The organism is Variovorax sp. GW823-FHT04B03 (genome assembly GCF_058796495.1).
This window is the reverse complement of record NZ_JBXAIT010000001.1, coordinates 1,591,304-1,609,396: the sequence shown is the minus strand read 5'-3', so window position 1 is coordinate 1,609,396 and position 18,093 is coordinate 1,591,304. Positions and strand designations below refer to the sequence as shown.

Below are 18,093 nucleotides of genomic sequence, written 5' to 3'. Positions count from 1 at the left end.
AGTTTCGCGTACACAACTGGTGTGCGCGACGGCTCTGCGACGCGCATCACTGCTCCGTTCCCCTCGCCGCGCCAGGAGACAACGATGACGGCAGATTCCCTTTCCAGCAATGTCCATCCCGTGGACCAGCGCCTGCCTTCGGGCAAGCTCGCGGCCCTCGGCCTGCAGCACGTGCTCGTGATGTATGCGGGCGCCGTCGCGGTGCCGCTCATCGTGGGCCGTGCGCTCAAGCTCTCGCCCGACGAGGTCGCGCTGCTGATCTCGGCCGACCTGTTCTGCTGTGGCATCGCCACGCTGATCCAGGCGCTGGGCGCCACGCAGTGGTTCGGCATCAAGCTGCCCGTGATGATGGGCGTGACCTTCGCCTCGGTGGCGCCCATGGTCGCCATCGCCAACGCCAACCCCGGGCAGAACGGAGCGCAGCTGCTGTTCGGCGCCATCATCGGCGCGGGGGTCATATCGATACTGATCGCGCCATTGGTGAGCCGCATGCTGCGGTTCTTTCCGCCGGTGGTGACGGGCACGATCATCGCGGTCATCGGCATCAGCCTGATGCGCGTGGGCATCAACTGGATCTTCGGCAACCCCGTGGGCCCGACGGCGCCCGCGCTGGTCGACCCGGTGTACGCCAAGTGGCTGGCCGAGGTCACCTCGCCGGGCAGCTCCATTCCTGCGGTGCCCAAGGGCTTCGCCATCATGCCCACCGTGCCCAACCCCAAGTACGCCGACCTGTCGGGCTTCGGCGTGGCCGCGCTGGTGCTGGTGTCGATCTTGCTGATCGTGAAGTACGCCAAGGGCTTCATCGCCAACATCTCGGTGCTGCTGGGCATCGTGATCGGCGCGGTGGTGGCGTCGATCACCGGTCTCATGACCTACGAGAAGGTCGGCAAGGCCGCCTGGGTCGACGTCGTGCTGCCCTTCCACTTCGGCATGCCGCTGTTCGACCCCATCCTGATCCTGACGATGACGCTCATCATGATCGTGGTGATGATCGAATCGACCGGCATGTTCCTCGCGCTGGGCGAAATGACCGACCGCAAGATCAGCCAGCAAGACCTGGCCAAGGGCCTGCGCACCGACGGCCTGGGCACGCTCATCGGCGGCATCTTCAACACCTTCCCGTACACCAGCTTCTCGCAGAACGTGGGCCTGGTGGCCGTCACCGGCATCAAGAGCCGTTATGTCTGCGTGGCCGGCGGCGTGATCCTGATCGTGCTGGGCCTGCTGCCGAAGATGGCCGCGCTGGTCGAGTCGCTGCCCACCGTGGTGCTCGGCGGCGCGGGCCTCGTGATGTTCGGCATGGTGGCCGCCACCGGCATCCGCATCCTGTCGGGCGTGGACTTCAAGACCAACCGCCACAACGCGATGATCGTCGCCGTGTCGATCGGCGTCGGCATGATTCCGCTGATCGCCCCCAACTTCAAGCAGTGGATGCCGCACTCGATCCACTCGCTGATCGAGTCGGGCATCCTGCTGGCGTCGATCACGGCCGTGCTGCTGAACCTGTTCCTCAACGGTGCGAAGCACGACGAAGAGGCGGTGATCGCGGCGGCCAAGCACGCCGACGCGCACTGAGCCGAAGCCAGAACGTGCTCTGACTAGATCATCGCCAACGGCGTCTTGCGCTTCGGCACCGGATAGATCCGGTCCAGCGCCGCCAGGGTCGTCGCATCGAGCTGCAGCTCGGCGGCGGCCCTGTTTTCTTTCAGGTGCGCGCTGCGCACCGCCTTCGGAATCGCCGCCACGCCCGGGCGCGCGATGACCGCGGCCAGCGCCAGTTGCGCGGCGCTCACGCCGAGCTCGGCCGCCAGCCGGCCCAGCGCCTCGTCGCCCGCCAGCGCACCCTGGTCGATCGGGCTGTAGGCCATCAGCGGCACGCCGCGTTCGCGCTGCCAAGGCAGCAGGTCGAACTCGGGGCCGCGCTCGCCGAGCGACAGGTACACCTGGTTGGCCGCACAGGCCGGGCCGGTGCCCACGACCTGCGCCAGCTCCTGCATGTCGTCGGTGTCGAAGTTGCTCACGCCCCAATGGGCGATGCGACCGGCCGCGACCAGTTCGTGCATCGCCTCGACCGTGTGCGCCAGCGGGTGGTTGCCGCGCCAGTGCAGCAGGTACAGGTCGATGCGCTCCAGCCCGAGCCGCGCCAGGCTGCGCTCGCAAGCCTGGCCCGTGCCGCGGCGGCTGGCGTTGTGCGGGTAGACCTTGCTGACGATGAAGAGCGCGTCGCGTTGCACGTCGCCCGCGCGCAGCGCCTCGGCCACGGCCTGGCCGACCACGGTCTCGGCGCCGCCTTCGCCGTACATCTCGGCCGTGTCGATCAGGCGGTAGCCCAGGCCGATGGCCTCGCGCACCGCGGCCACCTCGGCCGCGCGGTGGGTGGCGTCTTCGCCCATGCGCCAGGTGCCGAGACCGAGAACCGGCATCTCGCCGCCGGTGGGGAGTGGAAGTGTTCGCATGGGCACGATGGTACGCAGGCCCTTTCGGCGGGTGCCCGGGTGCGGGTTTTCCGCCCCGTCGCCTTCTAATTTTTCGAAGCTCAAGTCAGTTCGATGACCATCAATTGCTTATCTTCCGCCGTGTTCTGGCGTTTTGGCCTTCGCTTTTTGTCAATGCCTGGTGGGTGCCAACCCCCATCGCGCGCGCCCCACCCGCTCCTAGAATTTTTTGACGGCCCGGTGTCACAAGCGTCGGCGCTCTTATCGAAACGGTTCAGGAACAGGTTGAGTCAATGCAGCAGAAGCAAAAGCACAGGATTGCCGTCATTCCCGGAGACGGCATCGGCGTCGAAGTCATGCCCGAGGGCCTTCGGGTGCTCGACGCGGTCAGTCGGCGCTTCGGCATCGATTTCGCGTACGACCATTTCGACTGGGGCTCCGACCACTACGTGCGCACCGGCCTGATGATGCCGGCCGACTGGGCCGACAAGATCCAGGGCCACGACGCCATCTACTTCGGCGCCGTGGGCGACCCCGCCAAGGTGCCCGACCACATCGCCGTGTGGGGCCTGCTCATCAAGATCCGCCGCGACTTCGACCAGTACGTCAACCTGCGCCCCGTGCGCCTGATGCCCGGCGTACCCGGCCCGCTGGCGCACCGCAAGCCCGGCGACATCGACTTCCTCGTCGTGCGCGAGAACACCGAAGGCGAATACACCTCGGTGGGCGGGCGCCTGTTCGAAGGCACGCCGCGCGAGATGGCGATCCAGGAAGCCGTGTTCACCCGCGTGGGTGTCGACCGCATCATCGACTACGCGTTCCAGCTCGCCAACCGCCGCAAGCGCAAGAACCTGGTGGCCGCCACCAAGTCGAACGGCATCTCGATCACCATGCCCTACTGGGACGAGCGCCTGGCCGAGATCGCCACGCGCTACCCCGACGTGGCCACCAGCAAGTACCACATCGACATCCTGTGCGCGCACTTCGTGCAGCACCCCGACTGGTTCGACGTGGTCGTGGCCTCCAACCTGTTCGGCGACATCCTCTCCGACCTGGGCCCCGCCTGCACCGGCACCATCGGCATCGCGCCCTCGGCCAACCTGAACCCCGAACGCAAGTTCCCCTCGCTGTTCGAACCCGTGCACGGTTCGGCGCCCGACATCGCAGGCAAGGGCATCGCCAACCCCATCGGCCAGATCTGGTCGGCCGCACTCATGCTCGACCACCTGGGCGACAACGACCCCGTGTACGCACAGGCCTCGGCGGCCGTGCTCTCGGCGATCGAGACCGTGCTCAGCGAAGGCCCGCGCACGCGCGACATGGGCGGCACCGCCAACACGGTGGACGTGGGCCGCGCGATTGCCGAGTGCATCGCTTCGGCATGACACCTCCCGACCCTCTTTTTCGCAGGAAGCGAAACGCGCTGCGCACACCCGCAGCCTGCCCCCGTGCTCAGGGCACTGGGTGCTTCCCGCAGCGAAATCAAGGAGGAGGCCGAAGGCCGGGGGACATTCGCGGAGGGAAGTACCCGGTGGCCTGGGCACACGCCCTGAACAGCGACAAACAACGGAGCCACTGAACCATGGGCCTGTTCCTGCTCAAGCGCACCTTGACGCTCATCGGCACGCTGATCGGCGCGTCCGTCATCGTGTTCCTGGTGCTCGAAATTCTCCCCGGCAACGCCGCGCAGATGCTCATGGGCCCCGACGCCTCGCCCGATGCCGTCGCCGCCCTGGCCACCAAGCTCGGCCTGGACCAGCCCGCGTGGACGCGCTACTGGCACTGGATCGGCGGCCTGCTCACCGGCAACCTCGGCGACAGCTACGCCTACAGCTCGCCCGTCATCGACCTCATCCTGGAGCGCCTGGCGCTCACCGTGCCGCTGGCCGTGATGGCCATGGCCCTGACTGTCGTCATCGCCCTGCTCGTGGGCGTGACGGCTGCGGCGCGCCACAACAAGCTCGGCGACGTCGGCCTCATGGGCATGGCCCAGGTCGGCATCGCCATTCCCAACTTCTGGTTCGCGATCCTGCTGATCCTCGTGTTCTCGGTGCAGCTGCAGTGGTTCTCCGCCGGCGGCTTCGAGGGCTGGGGCGAAGGCATCTTCGCGGGGCTCAAGTCCCTGCTTCTGCCCGCGCTGTCGCTCGCAGTGGTGCAGGCCGCGATCCTCGCGCGCATCACGCGCTCCGCAGTGCTCGAGGTGATGCGCGAAGACTTCGTGCGCACCGCGCGCGCCAAGGGCGTGTCGCAGCGCATGGTGCTGTGGACCCACGTGCTGCGCAACGCGATGATCCCCGTCATCACCGTCATGGGCATGCAGTTCTCCGAACTGCTGGCCGGCACCATCGTGGTGGAGAACGTGTTCTACCTGCCCGGGCTGGGTCGCCTGATCTTCCAGGCCATCAGCAACCGCGACCTGATCGTGGTGCGCAACTGCGTGATGCTGCTCGCGGCCATGGTGGTCATCGTGAACTTCGTGGTCGACGTGCTCTATGCCGTGATCGATCCGCGCATCAAGGCGAGCGACATATGAGCGCCATCCTCTCCCCTTCCGTGCCCGCATCCGCTGCGCCCCTCGCGCCCGGCTTCTGGCGCCGCGCGGTCAAGCACCGCAGCTTCGTCATCGGCGGCGTGTTCGCGCTGCTGCTGTTGCTGGCGGCACTGATCTCCTTCGTCTGGACGCCGTGGTCGCCCTACGCGATGGACATGGCCAACAAGATGCAGGGTCCTTCGGCCACGCACTGGCTCGGCACCGACGCCTTCGGGCGCGATGTGGCCTCGCTGCTGCTCGTGGGCGCACGCGCGTCCATCCTCGTGGGCGTGATCGCCGTGGGCATCGGCCTCGTGGTCGGCACCGCGCTGGGCCTGCTCGCTGCCGCGAGACGCGGCTGGGTCGAAGAAGCGGTGATGCGCCTGTCGGACTTCACGCTGGCCTTCCCCGCGATCCTGTCGGCCATCATGATGACCGCCGTGTTCGGCGCCGGCATCGTCAACGCGATCATCGCCATCGGCATCTACAACATCCCGACGTTTGCGCGCATCACGCGCGCCTCGGCCAACGCGATCTGGTCGCGCGAGTACGTGGCTGCTGCACGCGCCTGCGGCAAGGGCAGCTTCGCGATCACGATGCAACACGTGCTGCCGAACATCTCGGCCGTGCTGATCGTGCAGATCACGATCCGCTTCGCCATCGCCATCCTGGCCGAAGCTGCGCTGTCGTACCTCGGCCTCGGCACGCAACCGCCGCAGCCCTCCTGGGGCCGCATGCTCAGCGAAGCCCAGACCCTCATGTTCCAGCAGCCCCTGCTGGCCGTCTTCCCGGGCATGGCCATCGCCTTCGCGGTGCTCGGCCTGAACCTGCTGGGCGACGGTCTGCGCGACCTGCTCGATCCGCGCCTGGCCCGCGCAAGGTAGACCGCCATGCCCCTCCTCGAAGTCAACGACCTCCACATCGGCCTGCAGACACAGCGCGGCCCGGCCGAAGCCGTGCGCGGTATTTCCTTCTCGCTGGAGCGCGGCGAAACGCTGGGCATCGTCGGCGAATCGGGCTGCGGCAAGTCGATCACCGTCATGTCGCTCATGGGCCTGCTGCCGTCCACTGCCAAGGTCACGGGCAGCATCAAGCTCGACGGCCAGGAACTCGTCGGCCTGCCCGAAAAGCAGCTGTGCCAGCTGCGCGGCAACCGCATCGGCATGATCTTCCAGGAGCCGATGACGGCCCTGAACCCTGTGCACACCATCGCGCGCCAGGTCGGCGAGCCGCTGATGCTGCACCGCGGCCTCACCAAGGCGCAGGCGCGCAAGGAAGCCCTCGACCTGCTCGACCGCGTCGGCATTCCCGACGCCGCCTCGCGCCTCGACGCCTACCCGCACCAGTTCTCGGGCGGCCAGCGCCAGCGCATCGGCATCGCGATGGCCCTGGCATGTGGCCCCGACCTGCTGATTGCCGACGAGCCCACCACCGCGCTCGACGTGACGATCCAGAAGCAGGTGCTCGACCTGATCCAGGGTCTGGTCGCCGAAATGGGCATGGCGCTGATCCTCATCTCGCACGACCTCGGCGTGATCGCCAGCAGCGTGCAGCGCATGCTCGTGATGTACGGCGGCAGCGCGGTGGAAAGCGGCCCGACCGAGACGGTCTTTGCCGACCGCGCCCACCCCTACACGCGCGGCCTGTTCGCGGCGCGCCCCGCGCTCGGCACCGTGCGCGCGGGCCGGCTGCCCACCATCCGCGGCAGCGTGCCCGAGCTGGTCGATATTCCGCGCGGCTGCGGCTTCGCGGGCCGCTGCGACTTCACGACCGACGCCTGCCACACCACGAAACCGCCGGTGGCCCGCCAACCCAACGGCCACTCAGTGAGCTGCCTGCACCTCGACGCCGTCGCCGCGCACGCCACGCTGGCCGCCGCATGAGCACCCCGATGACTTCGACGTCTTCTGCCTCCCCCCCGCTGCTGCAGGTGACCGACCTCGTGCGGCACTACGCATTGCCGCGCGAAAAGCTCTTCGGCCCGCCGCCCACCGTGAAGGCGCTCAACGGCGTGAGCTTCGAGGTGCAGGCCGGCAAGAGCGTGGGCATCGTCGGCGAATCGGGCTCCGGCAAATCGACCATCGCGCGCCTCGTGATGGCGCTGGACACGCCCACCTCGGGCAGCGTCGCCCTTGAAGGCCGCAACCTGCACGCGCTCTCGAAGGCCGAGCTGCGTACCGCGCGGCGCGACTTCCAGATGGTGTTCCAGGACCCGTACGGCTCGCTCGACCCGCGCCAGACCGTGGCGCGCATCGTCGCCGAGCCGCTCGAAGCCCTGGCCGAAACGCGCCGCGCCGAGCAGCGCGAGCGCACCGCCGAAGCGCTCGCCGCCGTCGGCCTGCGCACCACCGACCTCGACAAGTACCCGCACGAGTTCTCCGGCGGCCAACGCCAGCGCATCGCCATCGCGCGCGCACTCATCACGCGGCCCAAGCTCATCGTCGCCGACGAGCCCGTGAGCGCGCTCGACGTATCCGTGCAGGCCCAGGTGCTCAACCTCATGCAGGACCTGCAGCAGCAGTTCGGCATCAGCTATCTGCTCATCAGCCACGACCTCGCCGTGGTCAACCACCTGTGCGACGAGGTGTGCGTGGTGTTCAAGGGCCAGATCGTGGAACGCGGCCAACCCGCCGAACTTTTTGCCCACGCGCAACACCCATACACACGCACCTTGCTGTCGGCCGTGCTGCACACGCCATCGCGGTAGGCCCGAACGGGTCGAACCGGCAGCCTCTTTTTTCTTCCAGGAGAACCCCCGAATGTTGAAGCGACGCACCCTCATGGGCACCGCCATCGCCGCCGCGATCCCCGGCGCCTTCCCGCTGTTCGCGCAAGCCCAGACCGGCAAGAACATGCTGACCATCGGCATGCCGCTGGAACCGCCGGGCCTGGACCCGACGACCGCCGCCGCCTCGGCCATTGCCGAGATCGCGCACTACAACATCTTCGAGACGCTGACCAAGATCAACGCCGACGGCAGCGTGACGCCGCTCCTGGCCGAGAGCTGGACCGTGTCGCCCGACCTGAAGACCCACACCTTCAAGCTGCGCAAGGGCGTGAAGTTCGAGAACGGCGAGGCCTTCGACGCCGCCGCCGTCAAGTTCAGCTTCGAGCGCGCGGCCGGCGAGAAGAGCACCAACAAGGACAAGCGCTTCTTCAGCGAGATCAGCCTGAAGACGCCCGACGCCGACACGGTGGTCATCACCACCGCGCAGCCCAACCCCGACCTGCTCTTCATGCTCGGCCAGGCCACCGCCTGCATCGTCGAGCCCAAGAGCGCCGACACCAACGCCACCAAGCCCGTGGGCACCGGCCCCTACAAGCTCGACAGCTGGCAGCGCGGCTCGGCCTGTTCGCTGGTGAAGTCGCCGACGTACCGCAACCCGGCGCTGGCCAAGGTCAACAAGTTCGTCTTCAAGTTCATGTCCGACTCGGCGGCGCAGACCGCGGCGCTGATGGCCGGCGACATCGACATCTTCCCGCGCGCCGGCACGCGCAGCGTGGGCCAGTTCCGCGCCAACCCGCGCTTCCGCGTGCTCGAAGTGGGCACGCGCAGCAAGGTGATCCTGGCGATCAACAACAAGCGCAAGCCGCTGGACGACGTGCGCGTGCGCCGCGCCATCCTGGCCGCGGTGGACCGCAACGTGGTGATCCAGGGCGCGGCCGACGGCTTCGGCAAGGCCATCGGCAGCCACTACCCGATCGGCGCGCCGGGCTATGTCGACACCACCGGCATCAACCCCTTCGACATCGCCAAGGCGAAGAAGCTGCTGGCCGACGCGGGCGTGAAGACGCCGCTCGAACTGCGCATGACGCTGCCGCCGCCTTCGTACGCGCGCCAGGGCGGCGAGGTGATCGCGGCCCAGCTCGCGGCCATCGGCATCAATGTGAAGATCCAGAACGTCGAATGGGCCCAGTGGCTCAGCGGCACCTTCGGCGGCGGGCACGACTTCGACCTGAGCATCGTCGCGCACGTGGAGCCCTTCGACCTCGTGAAGTACACCGAGCCCGATTACTACTGGGGCTACGACTCGAAGAAGTTCCGCGACCTGTACGCCTCGGTCCAGAGCGAGCCCGACGAGAAGAAACGCAACGCGCTGCTCGGCGAGGCGCAGAAGATGCTCGCCAACGATGCCGTCAACGGCTTCCTGTTCCAGGCCGTGTTCCCCACGGTCGCGCGCAAGGAAGTGAAGGGCCTGTGGCCGAACATGCCGATCGTCGCGAACGACCTGGCTGCCATTTCGTGGGGTTGATGCGGCCATGACGAAACCTCTTTACGCCCTGGGCGTGCAGGCACTGCACGCCGCCTACGCCGCCAGGGAACTCTCGCCGGTCGAGGTGACGCGCGCGGTCAACGAACGCATCGCGGCCTGCGAGCCGCAGCTGCGCGCCACCTGGCTGTTCCGCCCCGAAGCCGCGCTCGAGCAGGCGCGCGCTTCCGAGGCGCGCTGGCGCGCCGGCACACCGCGCGGCACGCTCGACGGCGTGCCCGTGACCATCAAGGAAAACCTCGCGACCGAGGGCGACCCGATGCCGCTGGGCACCGCCGCCTACGAGCTCGTGCCGGTGAGCTACGACTCGCCACCCGCCGCGCGCCTGAAGGCCGACGGCACGGTGATGGTCGCCAAGACCACGATGCCCGACCTGGGCATGCTGTCGTCGGGCCTGTCGAGCTTTCATGACCTCTCGCGCAACCCGTGGGACACCTCGCGCACGCCGGGCGGCTCCAGCGCGGGCGCGGGCGCCGCCGCAGCTGCCGGCTACGGCCCGCTGCACGTGGGCACCGACATCGGCGGCTCGCTGCGCCTGCCGGCGAGCTGGAGCGGCATCTTCACGCTCAAGCCCAGCTTCGGCCGCATTCCGCTGAGCTCGCCCTACATGGGCCGCTGCGCCGGCCCGATGACGCGCACCGTGGCCGATGCGGCGCTGATGATGGCCTCGGTCGCGCAGCCCGACGACCGCGACTATTCGGAACTGCCGCCGCCCGTGATCGACTGGAACGCCTTCGAGGTCGATCCGTCGTTCCTCAAGGGCAAGCGCGTGGCGCTGCACATGGACGCGGGCTGCGGCCTGCCGCTCGATCCGCAGATCGCACAGGCCGTGCGCGATGCCGCCAAACGCATCGAAGCGGCCGGCGCGCACGTCGAGGAAATCCCGGCCTTCATGACGCCGCAGATGCTGCAGGGCATGGACCACTTCTGGCGCATGCGCTCGTGCCTCGACATGCAGGCGATGAGCGCAGAACAGCGCGCGAAGATCCTGCCGTACATCCGCGAATGGGCCGAGAGCGCGGCCGGCTTCTCGGGCGCGCACGTCTTCGACGGCTACAGCCAGTTCGTCGCCACGCGCGCGGCCACCGTCGCCGCCACCAAGGCCTACGACTTCGTGATCTCGCCGGTGTCGCCCAACATGCCCGCGCCCGCGGACCATGCTTCGCCCACCAACGACCCGATGCGGCCGCTGGAACACATCGGCTTCACGGTGCCCTACAACATGTCGGAGCAGCCGGCCGCGTCGGTCAACTGCGGCTACTCGACCGAAGGCCTGCCCATCGGCCTGCAAGTGGCGGGTCGCCGCTTCGACGACCTGGGCGTGCTGCAGTTCAGCCGCGCCTTCGAGCAGATTCGCGACGCCCAGAAGCCCTGGCCTGAACCCATCTGACCCGCCACACGGAGACACCTTCCATGACCGCCACCCACTACATCGACGGCCGCCGCGTGGCGTCCGAAGGCAACGCCACCATCGACGTGATCGACCCGAGCGACGGCCAGAAATTCGGCGAGATCGCGCGCGGCACCGCCACCGACATCGACGCCGCCGTGCGCGCCGCGCGCCAGGCCATGGGCGAGCATTTCGACGGCCCCTGGGGCGCCACCACCGCGCTGGAGCGCGGCCGGCTGCTCGCCAAGCTCGGCGCCGCCGTGATGCAGCACCACGAAGAGCTGGCCCAGCTCGAGGCGCGCGACACCGGCAAGGCGCTGCGCGTGGCGCGCAACGACGCGACCGCGCTGGCGCGCTACTTCGAGTACTACGCCGGCGCCTGCGACAAGCTGCACGGCGACACCCTGCCCTACGAGCGCGGCTACACCGTGCTCACCGTGCGCATTCCGCATGGCGTGACGGGCCACATCATTCCCTGGAACTACCCGATGCAGATCGCGGGCCGCAGCGTGGGCGCCTCGCTCGCCGCAGGCAACGCCTGCGTGGTGAAGCCGGCGGAAGACGCGAGCCTGTCGCTGCTGCGCCTGGCCGAGATCGCGACCGAAGTCGGCTTTCCGGCCGGCGCGCTCAACGTGGTCACGGGCTACGGCAAGGAAGCCGGCGCCGCGCTGTGCGCGCACCCGGGCATCGACCACATCTCGTTCACCGGCTCGACCATGACCGGGCGCAGCGTGGGCCTGGCCGCGGCCGAGCGCCACTGCCCGGTGACGCTGGAGCTGGGCGGCAAGTCGCCGCAGATCGTGTTCGCCGACGCCGACCTCGACGCGGCCGAGCCCGTGCTGCTCAACGCCATCATCCAGAACGCCGGCCAGACCTGCTCGGCGGGCAGCCGCGTGCTGGTCGAGCAATCGATCTATGAAGAAGTCGTGCAGCGCCTCGCGAAGCGCTTCACGGCCGTGCGCGCGGGCACGCCCGCCGAAGACCTGGACATGGGCCCGCTCATCAACGAGAAGCAGTTCCGCCAAGTGCGCGACATGGTCGCGACCGCCGAGGCCAGCGGCATGAAAGTGGCGGCGCGCGGCACCGTGTCGCCGCAGGCACCGTCCACCGGCTACTACCAGGAAGCCGTGCTGTTCCGCGACGTGCCGCATGACAGCGACCTGGCCCAACGCGAGGTCTTCGGTCCGGTGCTGGCCGTGATGCCCTTCGCCGACGAGGCCGAGGCGGTGCGCCTGGCCAACGGCACGGACTTCGGCCTGGTGGCCGGCGTGTGGACGCGCGACGGCGGGCGCCAGCTGCGCATGGCGCACAAGCTGCATTGCGGCCAGGTGTTCGTGAACAATTACGGGGCGGCGGGTGGTGTAGAACTGCCTTTCGGCGGCGTGAAATCGAGCGGTTTCGGCCGCGAGAAGGGCTTCGAGGCCCTGCTCGGCTTCACGACCCTCAAGACCATCGCCATCAAGCACGGATGAATTCATGACCACCACTGAACAGCAACCACAAACCTCGCGCAAAGTCGGCCTCGTCGGCGTCGGCCTGATGGGCCACGGCATCGCCAGCAACATCGTCAAGCACGGCCACCAGCTCACCGTGCTGGAGCACGCGGGCAACCAGCCGATCGACGACCTGCTGAAGGCCGGCGCCACCTCGGTGAAAGACGTGGCCACGCTGGCCGCGCAGGTCGATGTGCTGATCCTGTGCGTCACCGGCACGCCGCAGGTCGAGGCCGTGATGCTCGGCGACAACGGCGCGCTGACCACGCTGCGCCCCGGCACCGTGGTGATCGACTGCTCCACCGCCGTGCCCGCCTCCACCGCCAAGGTCGCGCAGGCCGTGCTCGCCAAGGGCGGCCGCTTCCTCGACACGCCGATGACCCGCACCGCCAAGGAGGCCGCCGAAGGCCGCCTGAACCTGCTGGTGGGCGGCGACGCCGACGTGCTGGCCTCGTGCCTGCCGCTGCTGCGCTGCTTTGCCGAGAACGTCACGCACGTCGGCGATGTGGGCGCGGGCCATGCGATGAAGCTGCTGCACAACTTCGTGTCACTGGGCACCGTGGCACTGCTGTGCGAAGCCGCGGCCTGCGCGCAGCGCGCCGGCGTGAAGCCCGAGGTGTTCGTGGACGTGCTCGCCAAGGGCGGCGGCAACGGCGTGGCGCTGGAACGCCTCAAGCCCAAGCTGCTGACGGGCAGCACCGATTCGCTGAAGTTCTCGATGGCGAATGCGAAGAAGGACCTGGGGTACTACAACGACATGGCGGAGCAATCGTCTTCGAGCCATGGCATCGCGCAGGCTGTGGATGCCTTGCTGGCGCACGGGGTCGAAGTGTTCGGGCCGGATCGCATGGTGCTCGATCTGGTCGAAGCGCTGCGCTGAAACTCTTCGGGGCGCGTGCGCAGGCCACCGGGTACTTCCCTCCGCGAATGTCCCCCGGGCTTCGCCCTCCTCCTTGATTTCGCTGCGGGAAGCACCCGGTGTCCTGCGCACGATGAGCGTGGCTGTGGTGCTGGCCGTTCAGGCGCTGCGGCGAAGTGCCAGCCCCAACCCGCCCGACCGCGTCAGTGTTATTGGATGGCGGTAGCCAGTTCTGCGCGCACGGCGGCGAACACGGCCGCAGGATCTGGGGCACGCGATATGGGGCGGCCGATGACCACGTGCGTCGCGCCAGCCCCGATGGCCTGCGAGGGCGTCGCAGCCCGCGCGTGGTCATTCTTTTCATCGCCTGGGAGCTGCGTGCCTGGCGTCACGATCAGGGCATCGGGCGGCAGGATCTCGCGAAGCAGCCTCACCTCCAATGGCGACGACACAACGCCATGGCAACCGGCCGCGGCGGCCAGACGGCCCAGCCGTGCGACCTGCTCTGGAACCGTCGAGGCAACGCCCACCTCTTTCAGATCCTGGTCACCCATGCTGGTGATGACGGTGAGCGCAAGCACCTTCAGTTGAGGGAACGGGCTCGCGGCCTCGACGGCCGAGCGAAGCACGGCGGAACCGCCTGAGGCGTGCACCGTCACCATCGACGCACCCAGGTGTCCGGCTGCGGTGACTGCGCCCGCCACCGAGCTGGGGATTTCCAGCAGCTTGAGGTCGAGGAAGACACTCTTTCCTGCCTCTGCGAGCTCGCGGACGACCGAAGGTCCTGCCGCTGTCAGAAGCTGCAGGCCGACCTTGTAGTGCGTGGTCGCTGCGCCCAGCTGCTTCACAAGGTCCGCCGCCAATGCGGCGGCTGGGAAGTCGAGCGAAACGATGATGCGGCTGTCCGTACTCATTGGCTTGTCCTCCATGCCGACGCCCCGCGCTCGGAGAGAACTCAGGCCTCCGAACGCTCCACGACCACCTCGCTGATCTGCACCATGGGTTGAATGTCCGTGTAGTTGGCGATGTCGCCCCGGATCTCCTCCTGGTGCTGGGCAGAGGCTGCCCGGTAAGCGTCGACGGAAGTGCAGACGAAGTCGCACTTGGCGATGTACGCAGGGTCGGTGCCCACACCACGCCCCGAGATGCCCTTGTCCACCATGTAGTACAGGCACGCAGCGCCGAGCAGTCGTTTCATCATGGGCATGTGCCTCTCGCGGTAGTACGCGTGGTCGAATCGCGCGCCTGCGGCGTAGGGGTACATGACACTGACCTTGATCATCGAGATTTCTCCTGGGGTTGCACGCTGGTTGACAGCCTCACGCGGGGAATCGTGCGCCCGACGCTTCCAGGGGCAGGCGCAGCCCGTTCGTGAGGTAGCTGACGGTGCGATAGAAGCCGGCCAGCATCAGCAGTTCGATGATGGCTTCTTCGCTGAAGTACGTTCGCAACGCGTCCCACAGGCCATCGTCGATGTCGGCGTGCGCGTGCAAGGAGTCGCACAGGCGCAGAAGCACCTGGTCCTCGGCCGACCAGCAGGCGTCGTTCGCCGAAGCCGTGACACTCGCCTGAACCTGCTCTGGCGTCAGGCCAGCGAGCCTCGAGAAGACCGTGACGTGGATGCCCCATTCGTATTCGGATTTGCACAATGCCGTGGTGCGGTGAATCACGATCTCGCGCTGCCGGATGCTCAAGTGGCCTTTGTCCAGCAACCCGCCGGCAAAGAACTTCTGAAACAGACGCGGGTCGCGTGCCAAGGTCGTGAACAGCCGCAAGGGGGGCTGTCCCTTCATCACCCTGTCGAGTGACCTGGAAATGTCTTCACCAAATGGTGGCGTTGCTGGCTCGATGCGTGCGGGCATGCAGACTCCTGATTCAAGGGCCACGCCATCGTAGGTCCGTTGCTGTATAAAGTAAAGCATGACGACACCTCGCATCGGCCACCCAGTTCGCGGCTCCACCACTGGCCGCCCCCTCATGGTCGCCCTGGACCTGCTGGGCCGGCGCACGGCGCTGCGCGTGCTCTGGGAACTTCGGGAGGGCTCGCTGACCTTCAGAGCCCTGCAGGACGCGTGCGAGACGAACACCCGATTGCTCAACACGCGGCTCACCGAACTGAGGGAGGTCGACCTGGTCGAACATGCCGAGGGTGGCTATCGACTGACGGACGAAGGACGGCGGCTTTCGAAGGCGCTGAAGCCGTTGTCAGCCTGGGCGGACCAGTGGGCGCGCGGAAAGCGATGAGAAGCGGAGCATCCGCGGCGAATGGCTCCGCCTATGATCAGAAACGTTTTTGTGGAGGAGCCCGTGACCGGCATGTTCGCGCTGCCCAGCCTGCCTCGCAGGTCGTGCGGGACACATCGCGTCAGTGCCTTGGAGAACCTATGAGAAAAATCTTTCCTCTCTGCACCCTCGTGTTGCTGTCCGCCCTCTCGGGTCAGGCCCTCGCAGGTGCCAACACGGCGCGACTGAACTGCACCGGAAGTCACGCGGGGCAGGCACTCACCTTGGTGGGTGATGTGCCCGCCTCCATCGTGGAGGTCGATCTGAAGCTCTCCTACGGCGGGCAAACTATGCGCCTGGTTTCGCCCCAGGCGGAAACCTCCGAGTCCACCGATTTCCGCCATGGCATCTTCAGGTTGGAGGCTGCGCTGTCCGGTTCGAACAAGCTCCAGCTTCAAGCCAAGCCCAAGAGCATCAAGTACAAAGGCAGCATGGGTGCCGGCAAACTCAACGCCAGCTTTGGCGCCATCCTCAAGAATGCGCCTGAGCCCTTTCAATCCGCGCTGAAAGGGGCCGAGCTCACTTGCATCTATGCATACGAAGTTTGAGCGTGGGCCCACAAATCGTTCAAGCAGGCAGACAGCCGCCGCGCGTTCAACCGCGAGCGCCTCGGCGAACCGCGATGCCTGCGATGGAATGGCATCCATCTGCGGCCACGACCCGAGGCTGAACCCTTGTTTCTTGCTCGCCCGATGAAGCGGCTGCGTCTCTTTGCCGCCCTGCTGTGGCTCGGCATCGCCCTCGGTCCAGCCCGCGCAGCGCCACCGACCTACCAGGCGCTGTACGCCAACCCGGAACGCGCGTTGCCGATGCAGCCGACCTGGCAACTGCAGCCGGTGGATGCACAGGCGCCACCGTGGGAAGACATCTTCACCTTCACCATCGGCATCGCCCCCAACCTGATCGAACGGGCGCGTTGGCTGAGCCTGAATCCGGGCAAGCACAGCGAGCGCGCCCCCGCGTTGTTCGACGGCCTCGACGGGCGCGTGCTTTTCCTTTCGCCGACCGCGCGCAGCTTCTGCGACGGACGCTGGCAGGTCGTGCGGCAGGAATACATCTCCCTCAATCCCGCACTGCAGCCGCTGCACCGGGTGTGGCTGGTGGAGCGAAAGCCCGGCGGCGGACTGCGCACCACCACGGCCAACGGGCGCATCGATGCGCAAGGCCAGTGGGCCGTTCCGCCCGTGAGTTGCGATGGCAAGGACACGATCTCCGCCGACTCCCCCGCCGCCCTCTCTTACCTGATGCCCGAAGGATCCAGGCCCGTGCCTTCCGAGCTGCAGGTGGACACGGTGTTCGCACAGCCCGGCTTGCGCGATGCACGGGGACAGTGGCGCCCCCCCGCCCCGCCGCGGGACATCACCACTGCACGGTGGATGGACTACAAGCGGCAGATGGTGACGCCTGGCTCCACCGGCTCGGGCCTGATCGACGCGCGCGGACGCATGGTGATTCCGTTCATCTTCGGCGAGCGGCCCGACGCCACAGCCCAGCGGCGCATCCAGCTGTGCACCGCCACCGGGCTGGATCTGCAGCGCAACGCCGGCACGCCGCAGGTGTGTCGCTGGCAACGACTGCACGGCAGCAGCAATGCCGGCGCCGCGCTGCGGCCGGTCAAGGACGCGGCCACCGGCCGATGGGGCTACCAGAACGCGCAGGGCCAATGGGCGATCGCGCCGCAGTTCGAATCGGCGCGCCGGTTCCGTCATGGCTACGCCGTCGTCTCGGGTGCGTTCCCCCAGGACTGGCGGCCGCCCGGGTGGCAGGACGAACGGCCGATCATCCGGCAGTTCCACCGCGTGGGCCGCCATTGGGTGGTCGACGCCCTGGTGCGCAACGCATCCACGGGCGGCGCGTGGGAATTACGCTATGGCCTGATGAACGATGCAGGGCAATGGCTTGCCGCCGTGCCGCAGCCCGCGCTGCACGTCACCGTGCTGGTTCCGCCCGGTGGCCGCAGCGGCCACTATGCCGAGATGCTGGCCAGCCACTTGCCCACCCTGCTGGGACGCAGCGTGCAGGTCGATCACGTGCCGACAGCCACCGAGGCCGACTATCGCCGGCTGATGACGGAGGGCGGCAACGAGAAGGTCCTGCTCGCGGCGTTGCGGCTGCCGCGCGGAGGCATCGAGGGCGTGCACCAGGCCGCTCCGATCGATGCGCTGATGCATTCCCTTCGCCCCGTCACGCTGCTGGCATCGGAGCCTCTGGTGCTGGCCATCGACAGCACGAAGGCCGACACGCTGGGCATCCGCAGCACGGACGACCTGCTGGCCTACGCACGGGCCCATCCGGGCAGCCTGCGCATCGGCACGGGCGACGACGGCTGGACGGGCCACCTCGCCTTCGGCCAGTTCCGCGCAGCGAGCGGCGTCGACGTGCAGCGTGTGGTCTTCAAGGGCATGTACCCCGACTCGGACGTCATTACCAAGGAGCATGCGGTGGACCTGCTGTTCGCGCCCGTGAACGGCGTGGCGGTCGCCGTGCGGCGCGGCCAGTTGCGCGTGCTGGGCACCACCGCCGACCCGGCGCACCCGCAAAGCTTCGAAGGTGTGCCATGGCCGACGCTGGCGTCGAGCGCGCCCCTGGCCGGCTACACGACCTACGACCACTTCAGCCTCTGGGCGCCCGCGAATTCGGAGGCCGAATCCAATCGCACCCTGCAGGAAGCCGTGGCCCAGGTGCTTGCCACGCCCGAGGTGCGCAAGCAGCTGCAAGACCTTCGCGTGGTCGGCGGCGGCGGTTCGCCGGAGCGCCTGCTGGCGCTGGAAGACGAAGAGCGCGAACGCTGGATGCGTGCGCTTTCATCACCGGCGCGTTGAGGGCGTTGAG

Annotated in this window: 17 protein-coding genes; 13 read left to right on the top strand and 4 right to left on the bottom strand. The window is 67.9% G+C overall.

Annotated features, from left to right (window positions below; genetic code table 11):
- Positions 1–84: 84 nt before the first annotated feature.
- Complete coding sequence (locus AC1RAD_RS07395) at positions 85–1,575, top strand: nucleobase:cation symporter-2 family protein (protein ID WP_492734328.1); 1,491 nt, start codon at positions 85–87, stop codon at positions 1,573–1,575.
- 23 nt (positions 1,576–1,598) lie between these two features.
- Here AC1RAD_RS07395 and AC1RAD_RS07390 read toward each other — a convergent pair whose 3' ends face one another.
- Complete coding sequence (locus AC1RAD_RS07390) at positions 1,599–2,456, bottom strand: aldo/keto reductase (RefSeq protein WP_492734327.1); 858 nt, start codon at positions 2,454–2,456, stop codon at positions 1,599–1,601.
- A 272-nt stretch (positions 2,457–2,728) separates the two neighbouring features.
- On the opposite strand from AC1RAD_RS07390, the gene AC1RAD_RS07385 reads away from it, so the two are divergent.
- From AC1RAD_RS07385 to AC1RAD_RS07345, 9 genes are all read left to right on the top strand, one after another.
- On the top strand, positions 2,729–3,820 hold the full coding sequence (locus AC1RAD_RS07385; RefSeq protein WP_070061680.1) for a tartrate dehydrogenase: 1,092 nt from the start codon (positions 2,729–2,731) through the stop codon (positions 3,818–3,820).
- Positions 3,821–4,017: 197 nt separating this feature from the next.
- Positions 4,018–4,968, top strand: a complete 951-nt coding sequence (locus tag AC1RAD_RS07380; RefSeq protein WP_070061679.1) for an ABC transporter permease — start codon at positions 4,018–4,020, stop codon at positions 4,966–4,968.
- Positions 4,965–5,849 carry an ABC transporter permease gene (locus AC1RAD_RS07375; RefSeq protein ID WP_159274476.1) on the top strand — a complete coding sequence of 295 codons (885 nt, stop codon included), beginning with the start codon at positions 4,965–4,967 and terminating at the stop codon, positions 5,847–5,849. Before AC1RAD_RS07380 ends, AC1RAD_RS07375 begins: the two co-directional genes overlap by 4 nt.
- A 6-nt stretch (positions 5,850–5,855) precedes the next feature.
- Complete coding sequence (locus tag AC1RAD_RS07370; protein ID WP_492734326.1) at positions 5,856–6,848, top strand: ABC transporter ATP-binding protein; 993 nt, start codon at positions 5,856–5,858, stop codon at positions 6,846–6,848.
- Positions 6,845–7,672: an ATP-binding cassette domain-containing protein gene (locus AC1RAD_RS07365; protein WP_492734324.1), complete on the top strand. Its 828-nt coding sequence runs from the start codon at positions 6,845–6,847 to the stop codon at positions 7,670–7,672. The genes AC1RAD_RS07370 and AC1RAD_RS07365 overlap by 4 nt, the downstream gene beginning before the upstream one ends.
- Positions 7,673–7,724: 52 nt before the next feature.
- Positions 7,725–9,218, top strand: a complete 1,494-nt coding sequence (locus AC1RAD_RS07360; protein WP_062479362.1) for an ABC transporter substrate-binding protein — start codon at positions 7,725–7,727, stop codon at positions 9,216–9,218.
- A gap of 7 nt (positions 9,219–9,225) precedes the next feature.
- Positions 9,226–10,626: an amidase gene (locus AC1RAD_RS07355; RefSeq protein ID WP_492734322.1), complete on the top strand. Its 1,401-nt coding sequence runs from the start codon at positions 9,226–9,228 to the stop codon at positions 10,624–10,626.
- A 23-nt stretch (positions 10,627–10,649) separates the two neighbouring features.
- On the top strand, positions 10,650–12,098 hold the full coding sequence (locus tag AC1RAD_RS07350) for an aldehyde dehydrogenase family protein (protein ID WP_492734321.1): 1,449 nt from the start codon (positions 10,650–10,652) through the stop codon (positions 12,096–12,098).
- A 4-nt stretch (positions 12,099–12,102) separates the two neighbouring features.
- A complete protein-coding gene (locus tag AC1RAD_RS07345; protein WP_369631849.1) occupies positions 12,103–12,999 on the top strand; it encodes an NAD(P)-dependent oxidoreductase in 897 nt (298 codons plus the stop codon).
- Between the two features lie 188 nt (positions 13,000–13,187).
- On the opposite strand, the gene pyrF is transcribed toward AC1RAD_RS07345, so the two are convergent.
- From pyrF to AC1RAD_RS07330, 3 genes are read right to left on the bottom strand one after another with little or no spacing between them, the layout of a single operon-like run.
- A complete protein-coding gene (gene pyrF, locus AC1RAD_RS07340; protein WP_492734319.1) occupies positions 13,188–13,892 on the bottom strand; it encodes an orotidine-5'-phosphate decarboxylase in 705 nt (234 codons plus the stop codon).
- Positions 13,893–13,933: 41 nt separating this feature from the next.
- Positions 13,934–14,260, bottom strand: a complete 327-nt coding sequence (locus AC1RAD_RS07335; RefSeq protein WP_492729014.1) for an EthD family reductase — start codon at positions 14,258–14,260, stop codon at positions 13,934–13,936.
- A gap of 37 nt (positions 14,261–14,297) precedes the next feature.
- Complete coding sequence (locus AC1RAD_RS07330) at positions 14,298–14,840, bottom strand: carboxymuconolactone decarboxylase family protein (RefSeq protein WP_369644315.1); 543 nt, start codon at positions 14,838–14,840, stop codon at positions 14,298–14,300.
- 115 nt (positions 14,841–14,955) lie between these two features.
- Between AC1RAD_RS07330 and AC1RAD_RS07325 the strand changes: the two genes are divergently transcribed.
- The 3 genes from AC1RAD_RS07325 (at position 14,956) to AC1RAD_RS07315 (ending at position 18,083) form a co-directional block, all read left to right on the top strand.
- Positions 14,956–15,222, top strand: coding sequence for a winged helix-turn-helix transcriptional regulator (locus tag AC1RAD_RS07325; RefSeq protein WP_492734318.1), 267 nt, complete (start codon positions 14,956–14,958; stop codon positions 15,220–15,222).
- Positions 15,223–15,362: 140 nt separating this feature from the next.
- Positions 15,363–15,809 (top strand): hypothetical protein, encoded by a 447-nt coding sequence (locus AC1RAD_RS07320; protein WP_492734317.1) that lies wholly within the window; start codon positions 15,363–15,365, stop codon positions 15,807–15,809.
- 144 nt (positions 15,810–15,953) lie between these two features.
- Positions 15,954–18,083, top strand: coding sequence for a tripartite tricarboxylate transporter substrate-binding protein (locus tag AC1RAD_RS07315; RefSeq protein WP_492734316.1), 2,130 nt, complete (start codon positions 15,954–15,956; stop codon positions 18,081–18,083).
- Positions 18,084–18,093 lie beyond the last annotated feature (10 nt).

Excerpts from the sequence above, each read along its gene's own strand:
- AC1RAD_RS07395 (WP_492734328.1), top strand. The coding sequence starts at position 85 with ATGACGGCAGATTCCCTTTCCAGCAATGTCCATCCCGTGGACCAGCGC.
- AC1RAD_RS07390 (WP_492734327.1), bottom strand. The coding sequence starts at position 2,456 with ATGCGAACACTTCCACTCCCCACCGGCGGCGAGATGCCGGTTCTCGGT.
- AC1RAD_RS07385 (WP_070061680.1), top strand. The coding sequence starts at position 2,729 with ATGCAGCAGAAGCAAAAGCACAGGATTGCCGTCATTCCCGGAGACGGC.
- AC1RAD_RS07380 (WP_070061679.1), top strand. The coding sequence starts at position 4,018 with ATGGGCCTGTTCCTGCTCAAGCGCACCTTGACGCTCATCGGCACGCTG.
- AC1RAD_RS07375 (WP_159274476.1), top strand. The coding sequence starts at position 4,965 with ATGAGCGCCATCCTCTCCCCTTCCGTGCCCGCATCCGCTGCGCCCCTC.
- AC1RAD_RS07370 (WP_492734326.1), top strand. The coding sequence starts at position 5,856 with ATGCCCCTCCTCGAAGTCAACGACCTCCACATCGGCCTGCAGACACAG.
- AC1RAD_RS07365 (WP_492734324.1), top strand. The coding sequence starts at position 6,845 with ATGAGCACCCCGATGACTTCGACGTCTTCTGCCTCCCCCCCGCTGCTG.
- AC1RAD_RS07360 (WP_062479362.1), top strand. The coding sequence starts at position 7,725 with ATGTTGAAGCGACGCACCCTCATGGGCACCGCCATCGCCGCCGCGATC.
- AC1RAD_RS07355 (WP_492734322.1), top strand. The coding sequence starts at position 9,226 with ATGACGAAACCTCTTTACGCCCTGGGCGTGCAGGCACTGCACGCCGCC.
- AC1RAD_RS07350 (WP_492734321.1), top strand. The coding sequence starts at position 10,650 with ATGACCGCCACCCACTACATCGACGGCCGCCGCGTGGCGTCCGAAGGC.
- AC1RAD_RS07345 (WP_369631849.1), top strand. The coding sequence starts at position 12,103 with ATGACCACCACTGAACAGCAACCACAAACCTCGCGCAAAGTCGGCCTC.
- pyrF (WP_492734319.1), bottom strand. The coding sequence starts at position 13,892 with ATGAGTACGGACAGCCGCATCATCGTTTCGCTCGACTTCCCAGCCGCC.
- AC1RAD_RS07335 (WP_492729014.1), bottom strand. The coding sequence starts at position 14,260 with ATGATCAAGGTCAGTGTCATGTACCCCTACGCCGCAGGCGCGCGATTC.
- AC1RAD_RS07330 (WP_369644315.1), bottom strand. The coding sequence starts at position 14,840 with ATGCCCGCACGCATCGAGCCAGCAACGCCACCATTTGGTGAAGACATT.
- AC1RAD_RS07325 (WP_492734318.1), top strand. The coding sequence starts at position 14,956 with ATGGTCGCCCTGGACCTGCTGGGCCGGCGCACGGCGCTGCGCGTGCTC.
- AC1RAD_RS07320 (WP_492734317.1), top strand. The coding sequence starts at position 15,363 with ATGAGAAAAATCTTTCCTCTCTGCACCCTCGTGTTGCTGTCCGCCCTC.
- AC1RAD_RS07315 (WP_492734316.1), top strand. The coding sequence starts at position 15,954 with ATGAAGCGGCTGCGTCTCTTTGCCGCCCTGCTGTGGCTCGGCATCGCC.